Raw genomic sequence first — 18,270 nt, 5'->3', positions numbered from 1 at the left:
CGGGTTCCTTTCAGGCGGGCAGGGCATGACGAAGCGCGGCAGGGGTGACGGGTGACCCGATGCCGTTGAGCAGGGCGCGATGGACGATTCGGGCAGCGAGCCGGGTGGGCAGGTCGCTGGCCTCTCCGGCGGCGATGAGCCAGCTGGTGACCTGGTGTTCAGGCAGGCCGGACCAGGCCAGTAGACCGCCTGCTTGGTAGGCGAGGGCTGACAGGCGGCGCTGGCGGCCGTCCTGGAGCTTGAGCTTTGCGAGCTCGGCGGCGCCGCGGTTGATGACGGTGGTTAGGTAGCGGCCGGGGACGCCGTCGGGCCGGGGTGCTCGGGGTGGTGGGTAGGGGTGGCGGCGCTGGAGGGGTACGGGGCTGGCGACCCGGGCGACCTCGCGGGCGAGCCAGGTCGGAGGGTAGCCAGGGGCGGTGAGGTGGCCGGATCGGTGGGTGTAGGTGCCGGCGGCAGTGGTCGCCCCTGGGGCGATGCCGTAGTTCCAGCCGACCTTGATGTCGATCTGCCAGCCGAGTTGGCCGATGGCCTGGCGGAGCGGTGCGGCAGGGGCGCGGTACCACAGGTGCCGGCCGCCGCTCGGGGTGACGGTGACGACCGGCTGATGGTCGGGGTCGATCGGCCAGGGGTGTGTGCCGCCGCGGAGGCGGGCCAGTAGGGCGAGGGTGTCGAGCCCGGTCCGGATGCTGGCGGCGTGGGCGGCGATGGGGTGGCCGGTCAGGTCGATGCCGGGCAGCAGCTCGGTAGCGGCGTTGGCGGGCGGATCGGTGGCGTGGGTGTCGAGGTCGATCAGGATCAAGCCGGAGGGTCCGGCGGCCACGCCGGGGACCGCGTGGGGCTGGCTCCGCCACCACGCGGTGAGCCGGTCGGGGTCGGTGGTGGCGGCGCGGACGCCGTGGCACCATCGGCCGGCGGGCAGGCACGGGCAGCTGTCGATGGGGTGGCGGGCGGCGCCGCGGGTGGGCGTGCAGGTGGGGCAGTTGGCGAGGGGGCGTTTGCTGGTCGGGGACAGCGGCAGGATGTGCCAGCCGTACCCGGCCAGGCGCATGGCGAGGTTGAGGGGCGTGGTCGACGGGTTGGGCACGGTGGGAACCTCCCGGGGAAACGCGACGACCCCCCGCCCGTGGTGTGTGGGCGGGGGGTCATCAACAGGCTGGTATTTAGGCGGCGTTGGCCGGGCAGAGGGTGGTCCAGGGCGTGAGCTCGGTGGCCTGGTCGGCGCGGTCGTCGAGGCCGATAGGCATGAGCAGGCCGAGGAAGTGCGGGCCACTGGTGATCAAGATCGGCTGCTTGTGGCTGCCCGGCGGGTGGAGCTGCAGGGGCTGGCCAGTGAAGGCAGCGGTCTGGAAGCGGGCCAGGAACGCGTTCCGGATCGCGAGCGGGTGTTCGACGGTGGCGTTGGGTGGGCGGTGGAGGGCTTTGGCGACGTGCTTGCGCCACGGGAGCGGTGCTTGCGATTCCACGGCTGGGATGCGGTAGGTCAATTCTGGGTCCGGGATGCAACTGGGCAGTTCCGGCGCGGGGCACCGATCGAGGATGAGGGCCTGCGGGGTGAGGCTGAGCCGTACCTGGTCGCGCACTCGGATGGTGCGCGCGACGGCGGTCAGGGTGGTGGCCGGGATGTGCAGCGTGAGGTCGCCGCCGGGTCCGTCGAGCGGGTGGCGAGCGACCGCAAGGGTGTAGGTGTCGGTGGCGATCAGGTGCAGCACGTTGTGGCTGACCTCGACCTGCACCATGGTCAGCAAGGGCACCTGCCAGCGGCCGGTGGCTACGTGGTTGAGCACGCTGCCGGTCAGGTCGCGTAGCTGGCGGCCGGTCATGGTGACGGCCGGGGTGGCGGGCGAGGTCGCGGCGGAAGTGAGCGACATGGATCTTCCTTGGAGTCGAGGGGCCGTCCGACGGGCGTGCCTGCCGACCGGCGTGGGGTGCGAAGGGGGGTGCCTAGGTGGCGTACGGCTAGTGCCGATCAGCATCGGCTGGCCAGGGTCGCGCGAGCGGCATACGGGTGGTCGATCTCGCCGTGTCAGAAAGGGGCCGGGTGGTGGCCGACGCTCATGAGGTCAACGACGGCGGCGATCAGCTCGTCGAGGGTGTGCACGGCGGTGACTCCGCCGCGGTAGGCCAGCGAGCGGACCCATGCTTGTTCGCGGTAGAGCCGGTGGGGCACGAACACGTGCCTGCCGTGATCGAGCGCGATCCTGGCCTGGTGGGCTGGTCCGCTGTCGTGGGTGCCATCAGCGACGTAGAGGGCGGCGGCCAGGCCGCTGGTCACGACGCGAGCGCTGGCCACGGTGTGCTCGTCCGACGGGGTGTGCGGCCAGAACTGTGAGACCAGGACACCGCGGCGGGTCAGCTCCGTGGCCATGGCGGCGTACGGCTCCGCGTTCAGCGGCGTGTGGATGCCCTGATCCAGGACCGCCAGGCTGCGGCTGCCGACGGCCAGCGCCGCCTCGTGAACGGCGAGGTCGACCTGGGTGCGGAGCCCGGCCACCACGGTCAAGCCCGCGCGAGCTGCGGCCTGTGCCACGTGGTGGGCGTCGGCGAGAGCCGTACTGTCGTCGCCGACGATGGTGAGTGCTCGCCAGTCATCGGTGCGAAGCCGGCCACGCGCCCATAGGAAAGGTTGCAGGTCGTGGGCGAAGTCGAGGTTGCCGGGGTAGTCAGAATCCAGCACGGTGATCAGCCTGACGTCGTGCGTGTGGGCAGAGGCGATGAGGCTCGCAGCCCACGTGAGGTCGCTGGGGCGGACACTGGCGATGACCGCTAGGGCATAGGCCCGATCTTCGTAGTCGACATCGGCGATGTCGCCGACGATCAGCCGCAGGGCGCTGCCGCTGTCTTGGATGATGCGTGCGATCGACGGCCACGCGCCGTCAGCGTGCATGGTGAGCGCGAGCACGGCGGCTTGTTCCTGGGGAGCTGACATTGGTTTCCTCTCGTTACTGGACGTGATTCCTCAGGTGCGGCAGCGGGGGATGCCTCCTTGCTGGTACGGCTCACGCCGACCGGCATACGTCGGCCGCGGCGGTCGTCGCCGAAGGAGGTTGGGCGCCCGGCGAGCTGGCGTAGCGGGAGGCATCCCCCGCTCGCCGCGCGGCCGGAGGGGTCGGGCCTGCGGTGTGCATGCCTCGACCGGGCAGAGACGCGGGGCGACTACGCGTGAAGGTGCTGTGTGACGTGATCGACGTCGATGAGCTGGTCTGCCCGGCGGGGGCTGGGGTTGGCGTTGCGAATCGCCTCCCGTACGTCGGGACGGCTGTGCAGCGTGATCATCGCTTCCACACTTTGGGCGAAGGTGGCGAGGAAGTCAGTGTCACCGGTACGGCGGAAGGCCCGGATGGCGCGATAGAGGCTGATGAACACCTCGCGTTGCTGGCGGGGGCTGAACTGGTCGTAGGTCTGCATGGCGTGGGTGACGGCGGGGTCTTCGGTGAGGGTTGAGCGGGATACAAGTCGGGGGTTGTCCATGAGGGTTGGCCCTTTGCTTTGAAGCCGGTTCGGACGGGAGGGCGATCGCCGGTTGACTGATTGAGCGTGAGCGCGGCGAATCGTTGTCTCGTTGTCCCAAACGCCGTGTGACGTGGGCTGATGGGGGGACAACGGGTTGTCCCACCGTTGCCTCACGTTGTCCCACATCCCGTGATCTTGGGACATCAGGGACAAGGCAGGGACAAGGCGTTGTCCCTGCGTCCGTGCAGGCCACAGGGCGTTTGGGACAAGGGGACAACGGTCTCCTCTTTTCTAAATAGAAAGAGAAGGTGATCTTCATTCTTGAGGGTCATCGCTTTTCTTGATCACGCTGATGTAGCGTTTCGCGCCGCTCTTGCGTTTGCGGATGTCGACGCCGACCTTGCGCAGCGAGGGGGCGATCTCGCTGAGTTTGGTGCCCAACGTCCGCACGTCGGCGGGGAGTTGGCTAGCGGGCAGGCCGTGTTCGGCGGCGACGCGGCGCAGCCCGGTCAGGAGGTCGCTGGTCTCGCCTTCCCACGGCTGGGGGGTGGCGAAGTAGTACAGGACGCGGGCCAGGGTGTTGCCCTCGATGAGGGTCATGCCCATGGCGGCGATACGGGTCCGGTAGTCCTTGACGGTGGTCCAGCCGGTGACCTTGTCGAGGGCGGCCAGGACGCGGGCGAAGTCGGCCATGCGGGGCAGGTCGGTCGTATGCACGGCGGGTAGCGCGGCCAGGACGCCGGCTACCAGGTCGAGCACGGCGCCGAGGGCGAGCGGGAGTGCTTGCTCGCGTGCGGCGCGCACGTACTGCTCGGTGAGGCGCACGTCGATGACTTCGGGTTCGATCAGCAGCATGCGGTCGACCAGGTCGCCGGCGAGCGGGTGCTTGAACTCGATGCTGGTCATGGCGATGACGCGCTGGAAGGCGAAGACGGTGATGTCTTCGTCGGAGTGCAGGGCGCGTTGGAGTACGGCGTCGCCGGTGACGCCTTTGCACAGGGAGTTGGATAGCCAGTCGGGGATGTCGGTGACGTTGTCGAAGCTGAAGGCCCAGCTCGCGCGGGCGAAGATGGCCCATTCGCGCTGGCTGCCCGGTGGCTCGCGGTCGGCGGCCGGTTGCGGGTCGATCAGTAGGAGCAGGGAGCGGATGAGGTTGGATTTGGCGGTGCCCTGTTCGCCTTTGACGGTCAGGATCGGGTGCGGGATGTCGGTGAGGTAGGCGGCCACCACCCACGCGATCGCCAGCCGCCAATCCTCTTCTGACAGGTTGATCAGGGCGCGCAGGCCGTCGAGGGTGCCGCCGCGGACCGGGGTCACCATGGGATGGGTCAGCTCCGAGCGGCGGAAGATGACCGGTGAGACGGGGTCGATGCGCCACCCGTCGCCTGTGATGACGATGGCTTCGCCGGTCTCGGTGCCCATGTCCACCACAATCGCCCCGGCGTCCGCGTGGTCGCCAGGGGTGGTGTGGCGGGCCATGCGCAGGTAGACCGGTTGCGGGTCTTGTTCACTGGCCTCGCCGGCCAGCACGTTGATCGCGTCGGACAGTTCCGCGCCGGAGGAAACCCGGCCGGTGCGGCGATACAGCGAGGTGGCCAGCTTGGCGCGCAACCCAGATCCGCCTTTGGAAGCCAGGGGTACGGCGACGGCCGCTCCGAGCTTGGGGACCGCGTAGCTGCGGCCGTCGTCGGCACGGATCAGCCGGTAGGCGTCTTCGGCCATCTTGACCAATTCCGGGGCCAGCTTGCCGGAACCGACGGCGTCGCCCTGGCGGTCCTCATCCGGCAGCGGAACGCCATCGGCGAAATACGCCTCGTCGCCGGACTGGTTGTGATCAGACGCGTCCACGTGCGACCCTTTCTCTCAGTAAGAGCAGCGAGTCGAAGAGGCCCTCAAGGCGGGGGGCCTCTTCGCATGTCCGGGGGTCCAGCCCACCCGCCGGGTGGTCAGAACGGCGGCTCGTCACCACCGCCGTTCCAACCACCTGCAGCGCCGACTCCGGCGGGCTGTGCCGTACTGGTCCAGGGGTCGCCGCCCGGGGTGTCGGCCGGGTGCGGGGCGTTCTGGCGTGCGGCCTTGGTCGGTTTGGCGGTGGCGAAGCGCAGCGAGGGGCCGACCTCTTCGACGTCGATTTCGTAGATGGTGCGCTTGATGCCGTCCTTGTCTTCGTAGTCGCGCTGCTTGAGGCGGCCGGTGACGATGACGCGGGTGCCCTTGGTCAACGATTCGGTGACGTGGTCGGCCACCTCGCGCCAGACGCTGCAGCGCAGGAACAGGGTGTCGCCGTCGGCCCACTTGCCGGTCTGCTTGTCGTAGGTGCGGCGGGTGGAGGCGACGGTGAACGCGGCGACCGCGACCCCGGCCGGGGTGTAGCGCATGTCGGGGTCGGCGGTCAGGTTGCCGATGACGGTGATGGTGGTGTCTCCGATGGACATGGCGGGGCTCTCCTTCACACGGGGGTTGGTTAGTCGTCGCGGGCGAACAGGCGCAGTTCGCGGCCGGAGCCGTGGCAGCGGTCGCAGGCGCGGAAAGAGCGCTCGAACAGCCAGCCGCGGTGTTTGCCGGAGCCTTTGCAGGTACGGCAGGCCTTGTAGGGGTGCAGCCGGATGGAGATCGCGTAGCCGATGCCGTACAGGACGGCGAGGGCGAACAGGAACAGCCACACGGTGTACTGCGCGCTCGCCTCCGACGGTGGAGGGGCGAGGGCGAGCGGGACGGGTAACACGAAGCTCCTCCCTGAGGGCATGACGAAGTCCGGGCGGGCGCCGTGGAGGCGCCCGCCCGGGGAAGGCGTGTTGGTTACGGTCGGTGAGCTCGGGAACTGTCCACGCGAACTGTCCAACTGTCTACGGCACCCCTCCCATAGGGGGGCCGATAGACAGTTCGGTAGACAGTTGGCGTGGACAGTTCGCCGCCGCTACTGGCTACGGTCAGTAGTCGTTGGTGGGGTCGTCGGGGGCGCATTCCGGTAGGTAGTAGCGGGCTGCTTTGCCTGCGCCGGCGGTGTCGATGAGGTCGAGGTCGCGCATGACGGCCAGCCACTTGGATACCCCTGACAGGGATCTGCCGAGCGCCTGGGCGATTTCATCGCGGCGTGCCCCGTCTTCACCGCGGCTCTGGAGGAGGGTGAGGATCGGGCGGGCGATATGTTCGGGTACCTGTTCGCCGTTGTCGAGGGCGTCTTTGGCGGCCAGCAGTTCCTCGATGGGGGTGGGGTGGTCGGGGGCGGTGGGCATGCCGGTGAGGCGGGATTCGACGTCGGCGACCAGGTCGCGGGCGAGGCGGTCGACGGCGCCGGGGTCGGTGGCGTCGATGCCCCACCCCGAGCGGCCGGAGCTGTGGATGGGGGCCGCCGTGCGGGGCGCCCCGGCGATGACGGCGGTCTTGTGGCGGTCGGTGTAGCCGGGCAGGGCGGCGGCAATGGAGGGTTCCAGGGTCGCGGTGGGGGCGCCGCGCCGCTGGGCCAGGTCGATGACGGCGTCGAAGTCGTGCAGGTCGCGCACCCGGCCGGAACACCATTGGTTGTCTTTGTCGACGACCAGGGCGACACCGGCGGTGCCTTGGGCGTAGGTGGCCATGTCGGGCATGCCTTCGGCTTCCCAGTTCGGGATGACGTTGTTGACCTCGGCGGACCGGTTGACTCGGAGCACGATCTTGTTGTCGGCGTTGGCGTGCGGGTCTTTGCTGCCGGTGTACTGGGCGACGCCGCGCTGTGCGGCGATGACGAGTTGGACGCCGGCGGAGCGGCCGCGGCGGCTGATGGTCTCCAACGGCTGCTTAGTCTTGTGCGCGATGGGTGAGTTGTAGCCGGCGACGGTGTCGAACTCGTCGATCGGAATGAGGATGATCGGCTCGGTTGGTGAGGGACGGTGGTTGCGCCCGCCGCTGGCGAGCGAGCGTTCCTCCACGATGGCCGCGCCCCATTCCAGGATCTGCACGGCCTTGTCGTGTTCGCCGATGCCGGCGTGGGCATCCAGCGCTGGCCCCCACACGTGGCCGAGGGTGCCCTTGCCGAGGTCGATCGCCCAGACCAGGACATCGTCTCGGTCGGTGGCTTGTTCGATGAGGTTGAAGTACAGGACCGTCTTGCCGCTGCCTTTGGGCGCGACGACGAAGGTGTCGTGCCCGCCGACCTTGTCGAAGATGCTCACGACCAGGTCGTGGCCGGTGTCGGGGTCGGTGCCGAGGATCAGCGGGCCGTCCATGATGGACCGGCGCCGCCGGGAAGCGCCCGCCTCAGTAGGTGTCAGGGCGGGGTGGGGCACGGTGTTGACCCACGGGTCAGTCAGCTGGATGTGGATCTGGATCATTCCGGCGTGCTTGGGGTCGGTGCTCACCCGTACGCGGGAGGCGGGCAGGGCGAGGTAGGCGGCGATGTTCTCGGACAGGGAGCCGCTGGCCAGCTGGCGGGCGGTCTTGCTGCAGCGGCGGATGTCGACGCGGTAGCGGTGCCCCAGCCGGGTGTCCTCGACCGCGACCAGAACGGATTCCTCCAGCCCGGCAGCTTCGGCCATCGCCTCCCACTTCGCGTGTTCGGCTTGTTTGGCGCGGCGGCGGCGTAGGACGTCGGACCAGGTGTAGGCCGACCAGGCCAGTGCTGAGGCGCTGCTGTAGCCGATCAGGGTGGGCAGGTTGAACGCGCCGAAGTGGGTGGCGAAGGCCAGCCACGCCGGACCGGCTGCAGCGGTCGCGGCGACGGTGGCGGAGTAGGCGTGAGAGTGGTGGGCTTTGTAGGTGCCGACCCACGCGGCTAGCGCAAGCGGCCCGGACAGGACGCCGACCCACACGGGTTCGGGCTCGAAGGCGTGGGCGAGCTGCCCGGCGGGGTAGAGCGCGGCCAGCGCGGAGGCCAAGCCGCGGGTATCGGGGCTCTTGGCCACCCACCGGCTGTAGCCGCGCAGGGTGGCGCCGATGACCCGTCCTGGGGTGATGCGGTCACGGTAGTAGCCGGAGCGCGGGTAGGGGTAGCCGTCGCCGTAGCGGGAGCGACGACCGCGTCGGTAGCCGCGTCGGCCGTCACCTGTGGGGAAGCGGTCACGTCGTGCCATCGCTGGGATGTCCTCCCTGGGCAGGTAAAAGCCCCGGCGAACGGCTGGTTGCCGGGGCTGTTGGACGGTTGCTGGTCAGCTCATGTAGCCCCTTTCTGCGACGTCCAGGTGCGGACGAGCGCGTTTCCGATGTAATGGGTGTAGGCGGGCGGGATTGCTTCGGCCAGCTCGTCGCGGCTGGCCCAGCTGATCCCCATAACCCGGCGCCACTGCTCCACTCCGTGATAGCGGGCGCCGCCGTGCCCGAACACGGAAACCACTTTCGGCGGGTGGTCACAGGGCGGAACCAGCGCAAGCTCGTCGGGCATGTCCGAGAACTCGAACCAGCGATGGCGCTTGATCCCGTACGGACCGTCACGCAGCTCGGGAAATATCGATCCGCACAGGATCAGATCGGGCCGGAGCGGCGCGCCTGGCACGTTCTCCATGATCCACTGACGGCCTGAGGTGCGGAGCAATCTTCGGGTGGGGGCGATGAGGTCGGGGTGCCTGCGGCCCTGGATCGGCTGGGCCTGGGTGTGGGCCTGGCATGGAGGGCTAGCGTGGATGAGGTCGAACTGAGCGAGAAACTTCCTGTCGGACAGCACCTCCAGGGCGTCGGCCTGGAGGTAGGTGAAGGGGTATCGGGGCTGCGGTGCGATGTCCACGCCGGTCACTGTGAAGCCCGCCAGGTGATAGCCCATGCTCGCGCCGCCTGCGCAGCAGAATAGGTCGAGCACCTGCCTGCCGCTCGGCCCCACCTGCGATGCGGCCGAAGCCGCCGGGCTCATCGTGGATGCCAACCGGTTCAAGCGGCGTCCTGGCCGGTGATGGTCATTCCGCGAGCGGCGACCTCGCGAGCCTCCTCGAAAGAGTCCTCGAAGCGGGTGGCGGCCTGCATGGCGCCGTCGGCGGCCGCGGTGAGCCCGTCGGCGATCCCGGCCAGCGGGTTGGTCACCTCCTGGGGGATGCCGAGCGCGGCCACGCCGCTGGCCCACTCGCCGATCTCTTCGGCCAGGGCGCGCATGACGCCGGCGATGGAGCGGCAGTCGTCGAGGAACTCGGCGTCGGTGGTAGGCGGTTCGATGTTGATGATGAGCTGGGACACGGTGAGAGATCCTTTCGACAAGGTGGGGCGGCGGGCCGGTGCAGGGGCGGGCAGGGCAGTGACAGGGCGGGCGCTGGCGCCATCGGATGCGGGCCGTGCGGGGAGATCGTCGGGCTCGTCGAGCAACGGCGGCGGCGTGTCGATGTATTCGCGGAAGTAGTCGTCGGGCTTCAGATCGGTGGTGGTCGGTGGGAGCGTGTCGGCGTCGACCGGCTCAGGGTTGTTCCTCAGGTGTTGGCGGCCAGCCTTGATCCGGGTCGCGATGCCGTGGCGGGCCGTGCGGAAGCCCTTGCCGATCCAGCTGCCGACCCAGGCACCGGCAGTGCCGGAGTGGTGCACGATGGCCTGGCTCGGAGTACGCCACCCGGTGGCCTTGTAGCCGGAGCGCACCCCGTTGCCGACCGCGGCCCGGCCGGTCTTAGTCGCCGCGACCAACGCGGCCACGATGATGACCAGAGTGAACGGGTCCATCAGCGCTCCCCTCCACTCCCCGCCGCGGCATCCTCGCCGGGGTCGGCGGCGGGCATGGCGAGCAGGGCCTTGGCGGCGAGCAAGACGGCCAGGACGCCGTACAGCACCGCGCCGAACCACCAGGACAGGCCCAGCACGTAGTGGGCGACCACGGTCAGGGCGGCGGTGATGACGTAGTCGGACCAGTGCGGCAGGTTGGCCCGCACCGCCCGACCAAAGCGGGCCAGCCAGCATCTGGCGTTGGGGGTTAGTCCCAGGGCCATGCCGGGGCTGACGGTCTTGGCGACGTCGGGCAGGTTGGAGCCGAGGTCGCCGACCCATTTGGTGATCTGGCCCTTGAACACGAGCCCGTCCAAGAGCAGGACGAACAGGCCGCAGACGACGAACTCATACGACTTGAGCTGCCGGGACTTAAAGCCGACGAACACGGCCCCGGCCAGGGCGGCGAAGATGATCCATTTACCCGCTTCCATCGTGGACTCCTTGAAGGGTTGGCGTGCAGGTGAGAAAGGGTGGTTCCGCGCCCGGGTGACGGCACAGCGCACCCGAGCACGGCGCATGAGGGGTACGGCTCGCCCGGCGCGGATGGCGAATTCGGGCGGGCTGCGCAGAGGGCTCGGAAGCCGGGTTATGAGGCGATGCCTCGCAGCTCGTTGCGTAGCGTGCGGGAGGCTTGTTGGGAGCACCCGAGGGCGGTGCGGATCGCGTCGGCGGCAGGGCGGTCGGGCAGTTGGCCGCGTGCGATCAGCTCGTGCAAGGCTTCTCGATGGGTGTCGATCGATCGGCGAGCTGCAAGCGGTCGCGTGATTGGTGCGCTGTTGCGGCTTACCCGACGCGAGTTCGGGGCGGGGGGCACTGCGGTGAGTGCGGGACCGGTTCGCGCTGGGAGCGTCGGGTCCTCAGTCGGGTCGGGTGCGGGCAGCGTGGGCGGTGCTTGAAATACCACGGTCGGTGCTGCGCGAGTCGGGTTGATAGGTCGGGTGGAGTCGGCCGTCTCGGCCGATTCAAGGTCGGGGGCGTTGGTCGGGTCGGGTCGGGTCGCGAGTAGGGCGTTCGCGAACGCGATGAGGTCAGGGATGGTCGGGTCGGTGGTACGGGTTGCCTTGTCGGAGTCAGATGATTGCCAACCCGACTGAGTCGGGTCGGGCTGGGTCGGGGGCGGGGTATCCGACTGAGACCGGGGGGTGCTGTGGTCGGGTCGGGTCTGGTCGGCTGTGCCGCGCGCTATTGAAGCGGCCGACTGTTCATCCGACTGAGTCGGGTGGGTCGGGTCGGGGGTGAGCGCCAGGCGCTGGAGGTGGCGGATCACGATTGGCTTGTAGGTGCTGGGGGGTGGGGGTGACGGTGGGGCCGGTGCGGTGTGGATGCGCTCGATCAGGGCGCGGCGCTCGCGTAGCGCGTCGACCTTGATGGCCACGATCCGGGCGGCGTCCTGATCGACATCCACGCGGGCGTACTCCACGGCGCGGTTGTAGGCCGCTTCCCATCGTTTGCGGGCCTTGGCGATGGCCTTGGCTTGTCCGCGGGTCTCGGCGTCGCTCAGGTCGTGAATGGCGCGTACGTAGGCGTCTAGGCGCCGTTCACGAGCGATGTCGTTGCTGTCGCGGGTCGTCGGGTCGGCCAGGCCCATGCGGATGAGCAGGCGTGTGGGGGTGATGGCCCACTGCAGCTCATTGGACTTGCCGGTGAGCTGCTTGCGTTCGTCCTGCAGCGACCGCTCCCACAGCCAGCCTGCGATCAGGGTCACGACCAGGCGGCCGAATGCTTCGGCTACGGAGGAGGCGTGCGATGCCGACATGATGCCGGACAAGGAGGCGAAGACCCATACGGCTTTGCCTTCCGGTCCCGTCGTGTAGGGCGGCAGCTTGAGATTGTCGCGGGCGCCTAGGGCGCTGGCGAACGTGCCGACCTCCATGAAGCTGCACAGCATGAGGGCGAACGGCGCAGACAGTCCCAAGACGTCCTTGAAAAACATGAACATGCCCTGAGCTGCCACGACAGACGCCATGACAGCGGCCAGATACGTGAGCCGCGTGCGCCATGGGAGCGGTTTGCGCGGTGCACTGAGACCCCGGTCGGCGTCACGGCGGCGAGCCTTGACCAGCCTGAGGTAGGCGATCACGAGAGCGACGTCGAGCAGAGCCGCGGCGGTCAGACCGATGTTCGTCGGCGTGGCGAGCTCGGCGAGTCCAGCGGCGATGACCTCGCGGATCGAGTCGATCATCTCAGCTCACCCCCGGATTGCTCTCAGTTGTGCTGCCGTGAGCCTTGATCACAGCGGCGGGGGCGGTCACCTCCATGTAGACGCGAACCTGGGTGGGGTTGCGGCGGGAGCCGTACGGGCGGGAGACCTCCGACACCGTCAGTACGGCGCTGATCGCCTCGATAGCGGCGGCGACCTGGTCGGGCTCGCCGATGATGCGGACCTGCATTCGGGCACCTCCAGCACAATCAAGGCCGCCACCCCCAAAAGGGGTGACGGCCGGGACAGGGATGGGTGGGGGTTCAGGCGGTCGGCCTGGTACGGCTGAGCGCGCGGGCGCGGGCGGCGGCGGTGGGCACGCCGGAGAGCGTCCAGCCGAACAACCGGTAGGCCCGCGGCTCGCCGCAGGCGATGTCGTTGACCATGGTCAGCAGGCAGGCGCGCCCGTCCAGTCCGGCCTGGTTGAGCAGGTGGACGGCGTACAGGTCGGCGGCGATCTCGCTGGCCCGCTGTGCGGCCAGCCCGGACAGAGCGGCACCGACCCAGCCCACCGCACCCAGGGCTAGCGTGAGAGGCGAGCCCATCAGCAGGCCGACCAGCACGGCGGAGAACGCGAGCGTCGACAACCATCCGGCCCACCGCTCCCGCGCGGTGGGGAGCTGGTGCATGCACACCAGCGTGTGCGCAAGCGCCCCGGCGGCGACCTTCCCGGCGTAGGAGTCGAGGTCGGCGCACAGCACGGCCTCGCTGAGAGTGATGATCGGTAGGGGGGTGTCGTGGCCGGTGGCCGCGGCGCTGACTGGCATGTACTGGTCGGGGTCGGTGACGAAGGTCAGCGCGGGGATGCCGGCTGCGTGCGCGATCAGCGCGGCCGTCGAGACGAAGTCCGCCGCAGCGTAGACCGCACTGCGAGCGGGCGTGGAACCGGATTCAGGGGAGGCGGGCGGGACGGTGGGGGTGGTCATGCTGATCTCCTTGTGGGCTTGGCGTGGTGGTCGAAGAGGTCTTCTTGGTGGCCGCGCTGTTTCAGCTGGGTCAGAAGGCGGGCGCGCCAGATGAGGGCGTAGGTCGGGCGGGGCAAGATCGCGGTGCCACACGCGCCGGCCAGATGCGCCTCGCCGCGGGCGGTGTGCTAACCGCAGGAATGGCCTGATGGCCACCGCTTCGGGCCTGCCGTGACGTGAGATGCAGGAGGGAGGCGTCTCCTCGACGGGGGTCGACCCAGCCCTTGACGGTCGTTGAATGCCAGGTCACCTTCGAAGTGATCGGGTGCGTTCCTTCACCGGCGAGGGATGGGGGACACGTCTGTGGAAACGGGCGCGGAAAGCGTCGGCGGCGCGACAGGCCTGCTGACTGATCGTCTGCTCATCCAGGTGGAAGCCGACAAAGTCAGCGACGCGCTTCCACTTGTGGAAGCAGGCGGCAGCGGGATCGTGGTAACAGGGGAGGAAGCCACCTACCTGGCGAGTTCCGCATGGCGGGCAGAACTAGACGAACCGCTGCTGATCGACCGCCGCCGCTACGCGGGCAAATCCCGAAAGCTCGGAACGGCGAAGCTGTCCCGCCCTTGGATGGAGGCACAACGGCAGCTTGGCGTCGCTACTTTGCTGACAGACTCCGGATATGTAGGCCAGGGAGACGAAGCCTCACTGCATGCGATCTTGGAGCAGACCGCGGAACTCGACGGGGACGCCACAGCGGTACTTCCCCTGCACACCAGCTGGTTGTCACCGGCCAGGATTCAGCTGCTGATCAGCGCGGTCTGCGCCTACGACGTGCCTGTCGCTCTGGTGCTGGAGCACAAGAGCGACCCCCTAGGCAGCAGGCAGGCAGCGACAGGTCTCGCCCGGTTGCTACAGCAGCCCATGACCAGCGTGAGTCTGCTGTGCACCGACGTGTCGGGGCTCGGGGCGCTCTCGTTCGGCGCCCAATGGGCCGCGGTCGGAGTCACCTCGAAGTTGCGCCACCTCTATCCCACCGACAGTCGTGGGGGAGGCGGGGGACGCCCACCGGCCAGGCACGCCCTGGTAGCGCCGCTCTTGTCGCTCATGAGCGTAGATCGGATCGCAGAGGGCTGGGCAGCCACCCATCATGATGCGGATCTGGAGCGGGACATCTGGCGGTGCACCTGCTCCACCTGTGGCAATCGCACCATGGAATGGCTGGCAACGGCCTCCGCCGCAGAGCTGACCGCGCATACTTTCCAACTGCTGCTCGACGTACGAGAGGGCTTGGCGCAGCTGCAGCCCAATGCTCGTCAGGAATCGTGGCTGTGCAAATGCCGAGACGCCATCTGGCGTAACGAGGACCTCAGCCACCGGAGCGGCCTGAACTGGCAGGTACCCCGATTCCTTCGCGCCTGGTGCCCTGCCTAACCGGCGGCGCTTCGCCCTATGCCAGCCGACGGTACTGGGTGGCGAGCCTGCTGGAGGAGAGCGTTGTAGATGATCTCTTCCACCTGCCGATGCACCCAAGTCCGCTCACCTGCCGTGGCACACGCGGGTGGGTGAATCAGCTCGCCAGGGTTTTCGACGGCGATCACCCCAAAACCGTGATAGATCGCTTGGGCTGCGACCGATGGACGCGTGGCTACCGCACGTGGAAGTACTGCGACCCGGGCTCCGAACGATACGAAGCCGCCGAGGTTCCCCGACGCGGCTGTCCATGTCCTGCGTACGGCGATGGCACCGGTGATCCGCACCGGCGAGGGCCGCGTAAGGAAGTCGGGATCACCGGCGCCAACACAGCGGAGCAAGAACGCATCCGTCACGGGCCCAAGACCCTGTGACTGCCGAGCTGCATGTTCGAACTCATCCAGCTGACAGGCCACGAGGCGCATAGCGCTCAACGCCGGGGCGTATACCAGCTGGTGGTCGGCCCAGCCCAGCGCGTCCAACACGTCGGAGAGCACCCCATCAGGCAGCGCAGGCAATGGCGTCGTCATGACGAACCACCTTGGCCTGCCTCCGCGGGCGACACACCGCTCTCCACCCAATCGTCACCTGGGCTGGTTCGCCGGATGGCCGGATCGGCAGACAGAAGTTCCCGACATGGCGCGCTCACGCCGCCCACTCGACGTGCTGGCGTTCGCGGCGGCGTACGGCACGGGCTGTGCGCTGGCAGTCGGGGCCGCAGTACCGATGACCGGCTTCCAGGACGGGGCCGGAGCACTGGCGGCAGCGGTGCGGCAGCCGAGTGACCGCACGCCGCTCGACAACCGACATGCCGCCCCACACGCCGTACTGTTCGCGCCGCTGCAGCGCCTGGGTCAGGCACTCGAAGCGCACTGGACACGAAGCGCAGACGCGCTTGGCGTCGAGGGCATCCTGGTGGTCACCGAGTTCGGGGAAGAACAGCTCAGGGTCGACTTCGGCACAGCGCGCCGAGTCCTGCCAGGCGCTCATCGGCTCACCTCCCGCGTCATCTCGATCGGGGCGGTAGGCCGCTCTTCGTCGGGCAGCTGTCGGATGTGCACGTTCAGCAGCCGCCGGGCGAACGCGGTGCCGCGGCCGGACGGGTCATAGGTCAGTGAGCCGCGCTTCTCTTCGCGGTTGATCGACACCGCCAGGACGGCCAGGCCGGCCACGATGGCCAGCGCGGCCAGGATGCCCATGGCAATGACGACCGGCCAGATCCCGGCCAGGTAGGCGGCGATGAGGGTGGTGGGGCCGGGCAGAACCAGACCGGCGACTCGCAGGAAGATACGCATGACGGAACTCCGATCGAAGATGAGGAAGACCGCGCCCGGGGACATGGGGCGCGGTCTCGCAAAGAGGGTGCGGGAGGGCGGGCGCGGCAGGAGCCGCATGTTGGTTAGAACAGGGTGTCGGCGGTGACCGCCTGCGTGATGCTCGCCTCGTGGGCGATGCGGCGGGCGCGGATCAGGCCGTCGTGGCAGGGAGCGCACACCGCCATCAGGTCATCGGCGCCCAATCCGGCGGCGGCGCGATCCGACACCGCCACCCGCGGCACCACCCGCAGCGGGCGGCCGAGGGATTGTTCGCGGCGGCAGGCACCGTGGCCGCTGGTGTGCTGGTTGCCGCACTCGGTACGGCACTGGCAGCGCCCGTCAGCGCGGTGCACAGCCACGGTCGTCCATAGGTCGCCGCCGACCAGCGGGGCGCGGACGCTGATGTCCGGCAGCATGTCGCCGCTCACCAGTCGTCACCGTCGTGTGCTGCCTGCCAGGCGGCCAGGGCGGCGGCGTGGCGAGCACATCCGGGCGCGTGACCGCGTTCGCAGTCGTCAGGGTGGGACTCGTACGGGCCGTGATCGGTGATCATGTTGCCGCAGCTGGATGCAGGGCAGCGCCAGGAGAAGGACGGGGTGGAAAAGCTCACCGGTTCGTCAGTGAAGTACTCGAATGCAGCTTCTGCGAGTGGACCGTTGGTGTCGGGCAGCTGAAGCGTCTCGCCGATCTGCTGCCAGCTGTGGCCGGCCGAGCGGGCGTGCTGCGCCTGCCGATAGATCTGCGCCGCTGCCAGGGCCTGCAGTTGCTTGGCAGCCCACAACGCAGGGAGCGGATCGGCCGTGATCGCGGTTGTCTCCGCGCCGGGGAAGATCGGCCGGGCTTTGGCTGCGTCCTTACCGAACGCGGCGACGGCCAAGCGTGTGACCTCCCCGGTCAGGCGCCATCTGGCCTCGTCAAGCGCGTCGCTGTAGTCGGTGGGGATCATGCGCTCACCCCCAGCGCGCTGGTACGGCTCGCGCCAGCCGTACTGCACGACGGGCAGCGGCCATCGGCGGGGATGGCGATGTCGATGCCCGGGGTGAGCATCGCGGTCCCGCACCCCGTGCATGGCCAGCCGATCGCGGGCGGGGTGTGTTCGGTTAGGTGCTCCACCAGTGTCTGTGTCGTTGCGGCGTCGGCCAGCACCCGCATCGGCGACGTTTGCCCGGTGGGCAGCTGGCCGTGGCGGGCCAGCTCCCACCGAAGGTGCGTCAGCGGCTCCGCCTCGCTGCTCTGGTCGGCGGCGATGGTGGCGCGGGCGGCGGTCAGCAGCGCTCCATACTCGCCGCGCACGATCTGCTCACGCTGCCGGGCGCCGTCGAGCTCGCTCAGCAGGGTGGTCACGATGGTGGCCAGCTCGTCAGCGTCGCTGATCAGGTGCGCGGCCTGGGCGTGTTCACGCAGGTCGGCCACCTGTTGGCGGGGCATCATGACAGCCCGCCGTTCCGGCACAGGCTGCGCAGCTCGGTCAGTGCTTCGTCCAGGGTGGTGGCGATCCGCTCCAGCACCTCGACCTGGGCGACCTGGCAGGCCACCGCCGCGATGCGCAGGTTGCTCTCGAAGCGCAGCCGCTCGTCGCGGTCGCCGACGGCCGGGTCGTAGCCGGACAGCACCTCTCCCAGCTGCAGTTGAGCTTCCCTCAGGTAGGAACCTTCGGCGTGAATGGTCATGGGTCGTGTCCTTCCTCTGTCAGTGATTTGGGGCATGCAGAAGGGCGCCCGGCCGGACCTAGGCAGGTCCGGCCGGGCGCCCTGATGTGTGGTGCGGGGTCAGGCGGCGATGCGGTGGATCGGTGTGGGGGTCGGCGGGCGGGGCGTGAACTCGGTACGGCTCCCGCGCCGCAACCCGGCCTCGCGGCAGGCCACCGTCAGGCGGGTCTGCCACTCCACGGCGGTCAGGTCGATGACGACGCGCTGGGCGCTTCCCGGACAGCGGGTGATGGTGTCGACGGCGCGGTGCGGCCACAGCATGCCGCGCCGTACCACCCGCCAGACCGAACAGTCCGGGCAGGCCACCATCGGCGGTTCGCCGGCGTGCAGGCTGAGCATGTTGGGCGCCATCGTGCTGACCAGGATCGGCGCGCGTCCGTTGTGCCTCATGGGCGTACTCCTCACGACAAACTGGGGGTGGCTTGCGTTCTCCACCCCGCGCGCATCCGCCCTGAAGCTGGGATGGGTGCGTGCAGGATGGGCAGCGCAAGCGCTGCTTCATCTGCCAGCCGTACCGGACCGCGATCGCGGGACCTCGTGTTTCGTCACCTGGACCGGCGGTCCCAGCTGGC

At 69.0% G+C, this 18,270-nt stretch carries 23 protein-coding genes; 1 reads left to right on the top strand and 22 read right to left on the bottom strand.

Translation table 11 applies throughout. From position 1 onward, the window contains the following. Positions 1–10: 10 nt before the first annotated feature. The 14 genes from ACIBG8_RS46890 to ACIBG8_RS46825 form a co-directional block, all read right to left on the bottom strand. Positions 11–1,084 carry a bifunctional DNA primase/polymerase gene (locus tag ACIBG8_RS46890; protein WP_397349802.1) on the bottom strand — a complete coding sequence of 358 codons (1,074 nt, stop codon included), beginning with the start codon at positions 1,082–1,084 and terminating at the stop codon, positions 11–13. A 76-nt stretch (positions 1,085–1,160) separates the two neighbouring features. Further along, on the bottom strand, positions 1,161–1,868 hold the full coding sequence (locus ACIBG8_RS46885; protein WP_397349801.1) for a hypothetical protein: 708 nt from the start codon (positions 1,866–1,868) through the stop codon (positions 1,161–1,163). A 155-nt stretch (positions 1,869–2,023) separates the two neighbouring features. Beyond that, on the bottom strand, positions 2,024–2,926 hold the full coding sequence (locus ACIBG8_RS46880; RefSeq protein ID WP_397349800.1) for a DNA-processing protein DprA: 903 nt from the start codon (positions 2,924–2,926) through the stop codon (positions 2,024–2,026). 227 nt (positions 2,927–3,153) lie between these two features. After that, positions 3,154–3,468: a hypothetical protein gene (locus ACIBG8_RS46875; RefSeq protein ID WP_397349799.1), complete on the bottom strand. Its 315-nt coding sequence runs from the start codon at positions 3,466–3,468 to the stop codon at positions 3,154–3,156. Positions 3,469–3,765: 297 nt separating this feature from the next. Then, the gene (locus ACIBG8_RS46870; RefSeq protein WP_397349798.1) at positions 3,766–5,298 is read right to left on the bottom strand and encodes an ATP-binding protein; all 1,533 of its coding nucleotides are present in this window, start codon (positions 5,296–5,298) and stop codon (positions 3,766–3,768) included. A 98-nt stretch (positions 5,299–5,396) separates the two neighbouring features. Then, positions 5,397–5,885 (bottom strand): single-stranded DNA-binding protein, encoded by a 489-nt coding sequence (locus ACIBG8_RS46865; protein ID WP_397349797.1) that lies wholly within the window; start codon positions 5,883–5,885, stop codon positions 5,397–5,399. Positions 5,886–5,914: 29 nt separating this feature from the next. Continuing rightward, complete coding sequence (locus ACIBG8_RS46860) at positions 5,915–6,175, bottom strand: hypothetical protein (RefSeq protein WP_397349796.1); 261 nt, start codon at positions 6,173–6,175, stop codon at positions 5,915–5,917. Between the two features lie 205 nt (positions 6,176–6,380). Continuing rightward, on the bottom strand, positions 6,381–8,498 hold the full coding sequence (locus ACIBG8_RS46855; RefSeq protein WP_397349795.1) for a hypothetical protein: 2,118 nt from the start codon (positions 8,496–8,498) through the stop codon (positions 6,381–6,383). Positions 8,499–8,578: 80 nt separating this feature from the next. Beyond that, the gene (locus ACIBG8_RS46850) at positions 8,579–9,268 is read right to left on the bottom strand and encodes a DNA cytosine methyltransferase (protein WP_397349794.1); all 690 of its coding nucleotides are present in this window, start codon (positions 9,266–9,268) and stop codon (positions 8,579–8,581) included. A gap of 17 nt (positions 9,269–9,285) precedes the next feature. Then, the gene (locus tag ACIBG8_RS46845; RefSeq protein ID WP_397349793.1) at positions 9,286–10,056 is read right to left on the bottom strand and encodes a hypothetical protein; all 771 of its coding nucleotides are present in this window, start codon (positions 10,054–10,056) and stop codon (positions 9,286–9,288) included. Further along, positions 10,056–10,529 carry a hypothetical protein gene (locus ACIBG8_RS46840; protein ID WP_397349792.1) on the bottom strand — a complete coding sequence of 158 codons (474 nt, stop codon included), beginning with the start codon at positions 10,527–10,529 and terminating at the stop codon, positions 10,056–10,058. Before ACIBG8_RS46840 ends, ACIBG8_RS46845 begins: the two co-directional genes overlap by 1 nt. 155 nt (positions 10,530–10,684) lie before the next feature. Further along, a complete protein-coding gene (locus tag ACIBG8_RS46835) occupies positions 10,685–12,280 on the bottom strand; it encodes a hypothetical protein (RefSeq protein ID WP_397349791.1) in 1,596 nt (531 codons plus the stop codon). 1 nt (position 12,281) lies between these two features. Further along, positions 12,282–12,488, bottom strand: a complete 207-nt coding sequence (locus ACIBG8_RS46830) for a hypothetical protein (protein WP_397349790.1) — start codon at positions 12,486–12,488, stop codon at positions 12,282–12,284. Positions 12,489–12,561: 73 nt separating this feature from the next. After that, a complete protein-coding gene (locus ACIBG8_RS46825) occupies positions 12,562–13,224 on the bottom strand; it encodes a hypothetical protein (RefSeq protein WP_397349789.1) in 663 nt (220 codons plus the stop codon). Between the two features lie 342 nt (positions 13,225–13,566). Between ACIBG8_RS46825 and ACIBG8_RS46820 the strand changes: the two genes are divergently transcribed. Continuing rightward, a complete protein-coding gene (locus ACIBG8_RS46820; RefSeq protein WP_397349788.1) occupies positions 13,567–14,634 on the top strand; it encodes a hypothetical protein in 1,068 nt (355 codons plus the stop codon). Here ACIBG8_RS46820 and ACIBG8_RS46815 read toward each other — a convergent pair. The 8 genes from ACIBG8_RS46815 to ACIBG8_RS46780 all read right to left on the bottom strand — a co-directional run bounded on the left by ACIBG8_RS46815 (position 14,631) and on the right by ACIBG8_RS46780 (position 18,088). Then, positions 14,631–15,203 (bottom strand): hypothetical protein, encoded by a 573-nt coding sequence (locus ACIBG8_RS46815; RefSeq protein WP_397349787.1) that lies wholly within the window; start codon positions 15,201–15,203, stop codon positions 14,631–14,633. The genes ACIBG8_RS46820 and ACIBG8_RS46815 overlap by 4 nt on opposite strands. 115 nt (positions 15,204–15,318) lie before the next feature. Next, on the bottom strand, positions 15,319–15,663 hold the full coding sequence (locus ACIBG8_RS46810) for a WhiB family transcriptional regulator (protein WP_397349786.1): 345 nt from the start codon (positions 15,661–15,663) through the stop codon (positions 15,319–15,321). After that, positions 15,660–15,968 carry a hypothetical protein gene (locus ACIBG8_RS46805; RefSeq protein WP_397349785.1) on the bottom strand — a complete coding sequence of 103 codons (309 nt, stop codon included), beginning with the start codon at positions 15,966–15,968 and terminating at the stop codon, positions 15,660–15,662. Before ACIBG8_RS46805 ends, ACIBG8_RS46810 begins: the two co-directional genes overlap by 4 nt. A gap of 104 nt (positions 15,969–16,072) precedes the next feature. Beyond that, positions 16,073–16,417, bottom strand: coding sequence for a hypothetical protein (locus ACIBG8_RS46800; protein ID WP_397349784.1), 345 nt, complete (start codon positions 16,415–16,417; stop codon positions 16,073–16,075). Next, positions 16,414–16,935: a hypothetical protein gene (locus tag ACIBG8_RS46795; protein WP_397349783.1), complete on the bottom strand. Its 522-nt coding sequence runs from the start codon at positions 16,933–16,935 to the stop codon at positions 16,414–16,416. The genes ACIBG8_RS46800 and ACIBG8_RS46795 overlap by 4 nt, the downstream gene beginning before the upstream one ends. Beyond that, positions 16,932–17,420: a hypothetical protein gene (locus tag ACIBG8_RS46790; RefSeq protein ID WP_397349782.1), complete on the bottom strand. Its 489-nt coding sequence runs from the start codon at positions 17,418–17,420 to the stop codon at positions 16,932–16,934. Before ACIBG8_RS46790 ends, ACIBG8_RS46795 begins: the two co-directional genes overlap by 4 nt. Next, the gene (locus ACIBG8_RS46785) at positions 17,417–17,659 is read right to left on the bottom strand and encodes a hypothetical protein (protein WP_397349781.1); all 243 of its coding nucleotides are present in this window, start codon (positions 17,657–17,659) and stop codon (positions 17,417–17,419) included. Before ACIBG8_RS46785 ends, ACIBG8_RS46790 begins: the two co-directional genes overlap by 4 nt. A gap of 99 nt (positions 17,660–17,758) precedes the next feature. Then, positions 17,759–18,088, bottom strand: a complete 330-nt coding sequence (locus ACIBG8_RS46780; RefSeq protein WP_397349780.1) for a hypothetical protein — start codon at positions 18,086–18,088, stop codon at positions 17,759–17,761. Between the last annotated feature and the right edge of the window lie 182 nt (positions 18,089–18,270).

Source organism: Nonomuraea sp. NPDC050556, from assembly GCF_044457355.1.
Lineage (GTDB): Bacteria > Actinomycetota > Actinomycetes > Streptosporangiales > Streptosporangiaceae > Nonomuraea.
The sequence above is the reverse complement of the archived record's forward strand: the minus strand, read 5'-3'. Positions and strand labels throughout refer to the sequence as shown.

Excerpts from the sequence above, each read along its gene's own strand:
- ACIBG8_RS46845 (WP_397349793.1), bottom strand. The coding sequence starts at position 10,056 with ATGGACCCGTTCACTCTGGTCATCATCGTGGCCGCGTTGGTCGCGGCG.
- ACIBG8_RS46880 (WP_397349800.1), bottom strand. The coding sequence starts at position 2,926 with ATGTCAGCTCCCCAGGAACAAGCCGCCGTGCTCGCGCTCACCATGCAC.
- ACIBG8_RS46875 (WP_397349799.1), bottom strand. The coding sequence starts at position 3,468 with ATGGACAACCCCCGACTTGTATCCCGCTCAACCCTCACCGAAGACCCC.
- ACIBG8_RS46855 (WP_397349795.1), bottom strand. The coding sequence starts at position 8,498 with ATGGCACGACGTGACCGCTTCCCCACAGGTGACGGCCGACGCGGCTAC.
- ACIBG8_RS46780 (WP_397349780.1), bottom strand. The coding sequence starts at position 18,088 with ATGAGGCACAACGGACGCGCGCCGATCCTGGTCAGCACGATGGCGCCC.
- ACIBG8_RS46830 (WP_397349790.1), bottom strand. The coding sequence starts at position 12,488 with ATGCAGGTCCGCATCATCGGCGAGCCCGACCAGGTCGCCGCCGCTATC.
- ACIBG8_RS46825 (WP_397349789.1), bottom strand. The coding sequence starts at position 13,224 with ATGACCACCCCCACCGTCCCGCCCGCCTCCCCTGAATCCGGTTCCACG.
- ACIBG8_RS46795 (WP_397349783.1), bottom strand. The coding sequence starts at position 16,935 with ATGATCCCCACCGACTACAGCGACGCGCTTGACGAGGCCAGATGGCGC.
- ACIBG8_RS46785 (WP_397349781.1), bottom strand. The coding sequence starts at position 17,659 with ATGACCATTCACGCCGAAGGTTCCTACCTGAGGGAAGCTCAACTGCAG.
- ACIBG8_RS46805 (WP_397349785.1), bottom strand. The coding sequence starts at position 15,968 with ATGCGTATCTTCCTGCGAGTCGCCGGTCTGGTTCTGCCCGGCCCCACC.
- ACIBG8_RS46885 (WP_397349801.1), bottom strand. The coding sequence starts at position 1,868 with ATGTCGCTCACTTCCGCCGCGACCTCGCCCGCCACCCCGGCCGTCACC.
- ACIBG8_RS46810 (WP_397349786.1), bottom strand. The coding sequence starts at position 15,663 with ATGAGCGCCTGGCAGGACTCGGCGCGCTGTGCCGAAGTCGACCCTGAG.
- ACIBG8_RS46815 (WP_397349787.1), bottom strand. The coding sequence starts at position 15,203 with ATGACGACGCCATTGCCTGCGCTGCCTGATGGGGTGCTCTCCGACGTG.
- ACIBG8_RS46835 (WP_397349791.1), bottom strand. The coding sequence starts at position 12,280 with ATGATCGACTCGATCCGCGAGGTCATCGCCGCTGGACTCGCCGAGCTC.
- ACIBG8_RS46840 (WP_397349792.1), bottom strand. The coding sequence starts at position 10,529 with ATGGAAGCGGGTAAATGGATCATCTTCGCCGCCCTGGCCGGGGCCGTG.
- ACIBG8_RS46790 (WP_397349782.1), bottom strand. The coding sequence starts at position 17,420 with ATGATGCCCCGCCAACAGGTGGCCGACCTGCGTGAACACGCCCAGGCC.
- ACIBG8_RS46865 (WP_397349797.1), bottom strand. The coding sequence starts at position 5,885 with ATGTCCATCGGAGACACCACCATCACCGTCATCGGCAACCTGACCGCC.
- ACIBG8_RS46850 (WP_397349794.1), bottom strand. The coding sequence starts at position 9,268 with ATGAGCCCGGCGGCTTCGGCCGCATCGCAGGTGGGGCCGAGCGGCAGG.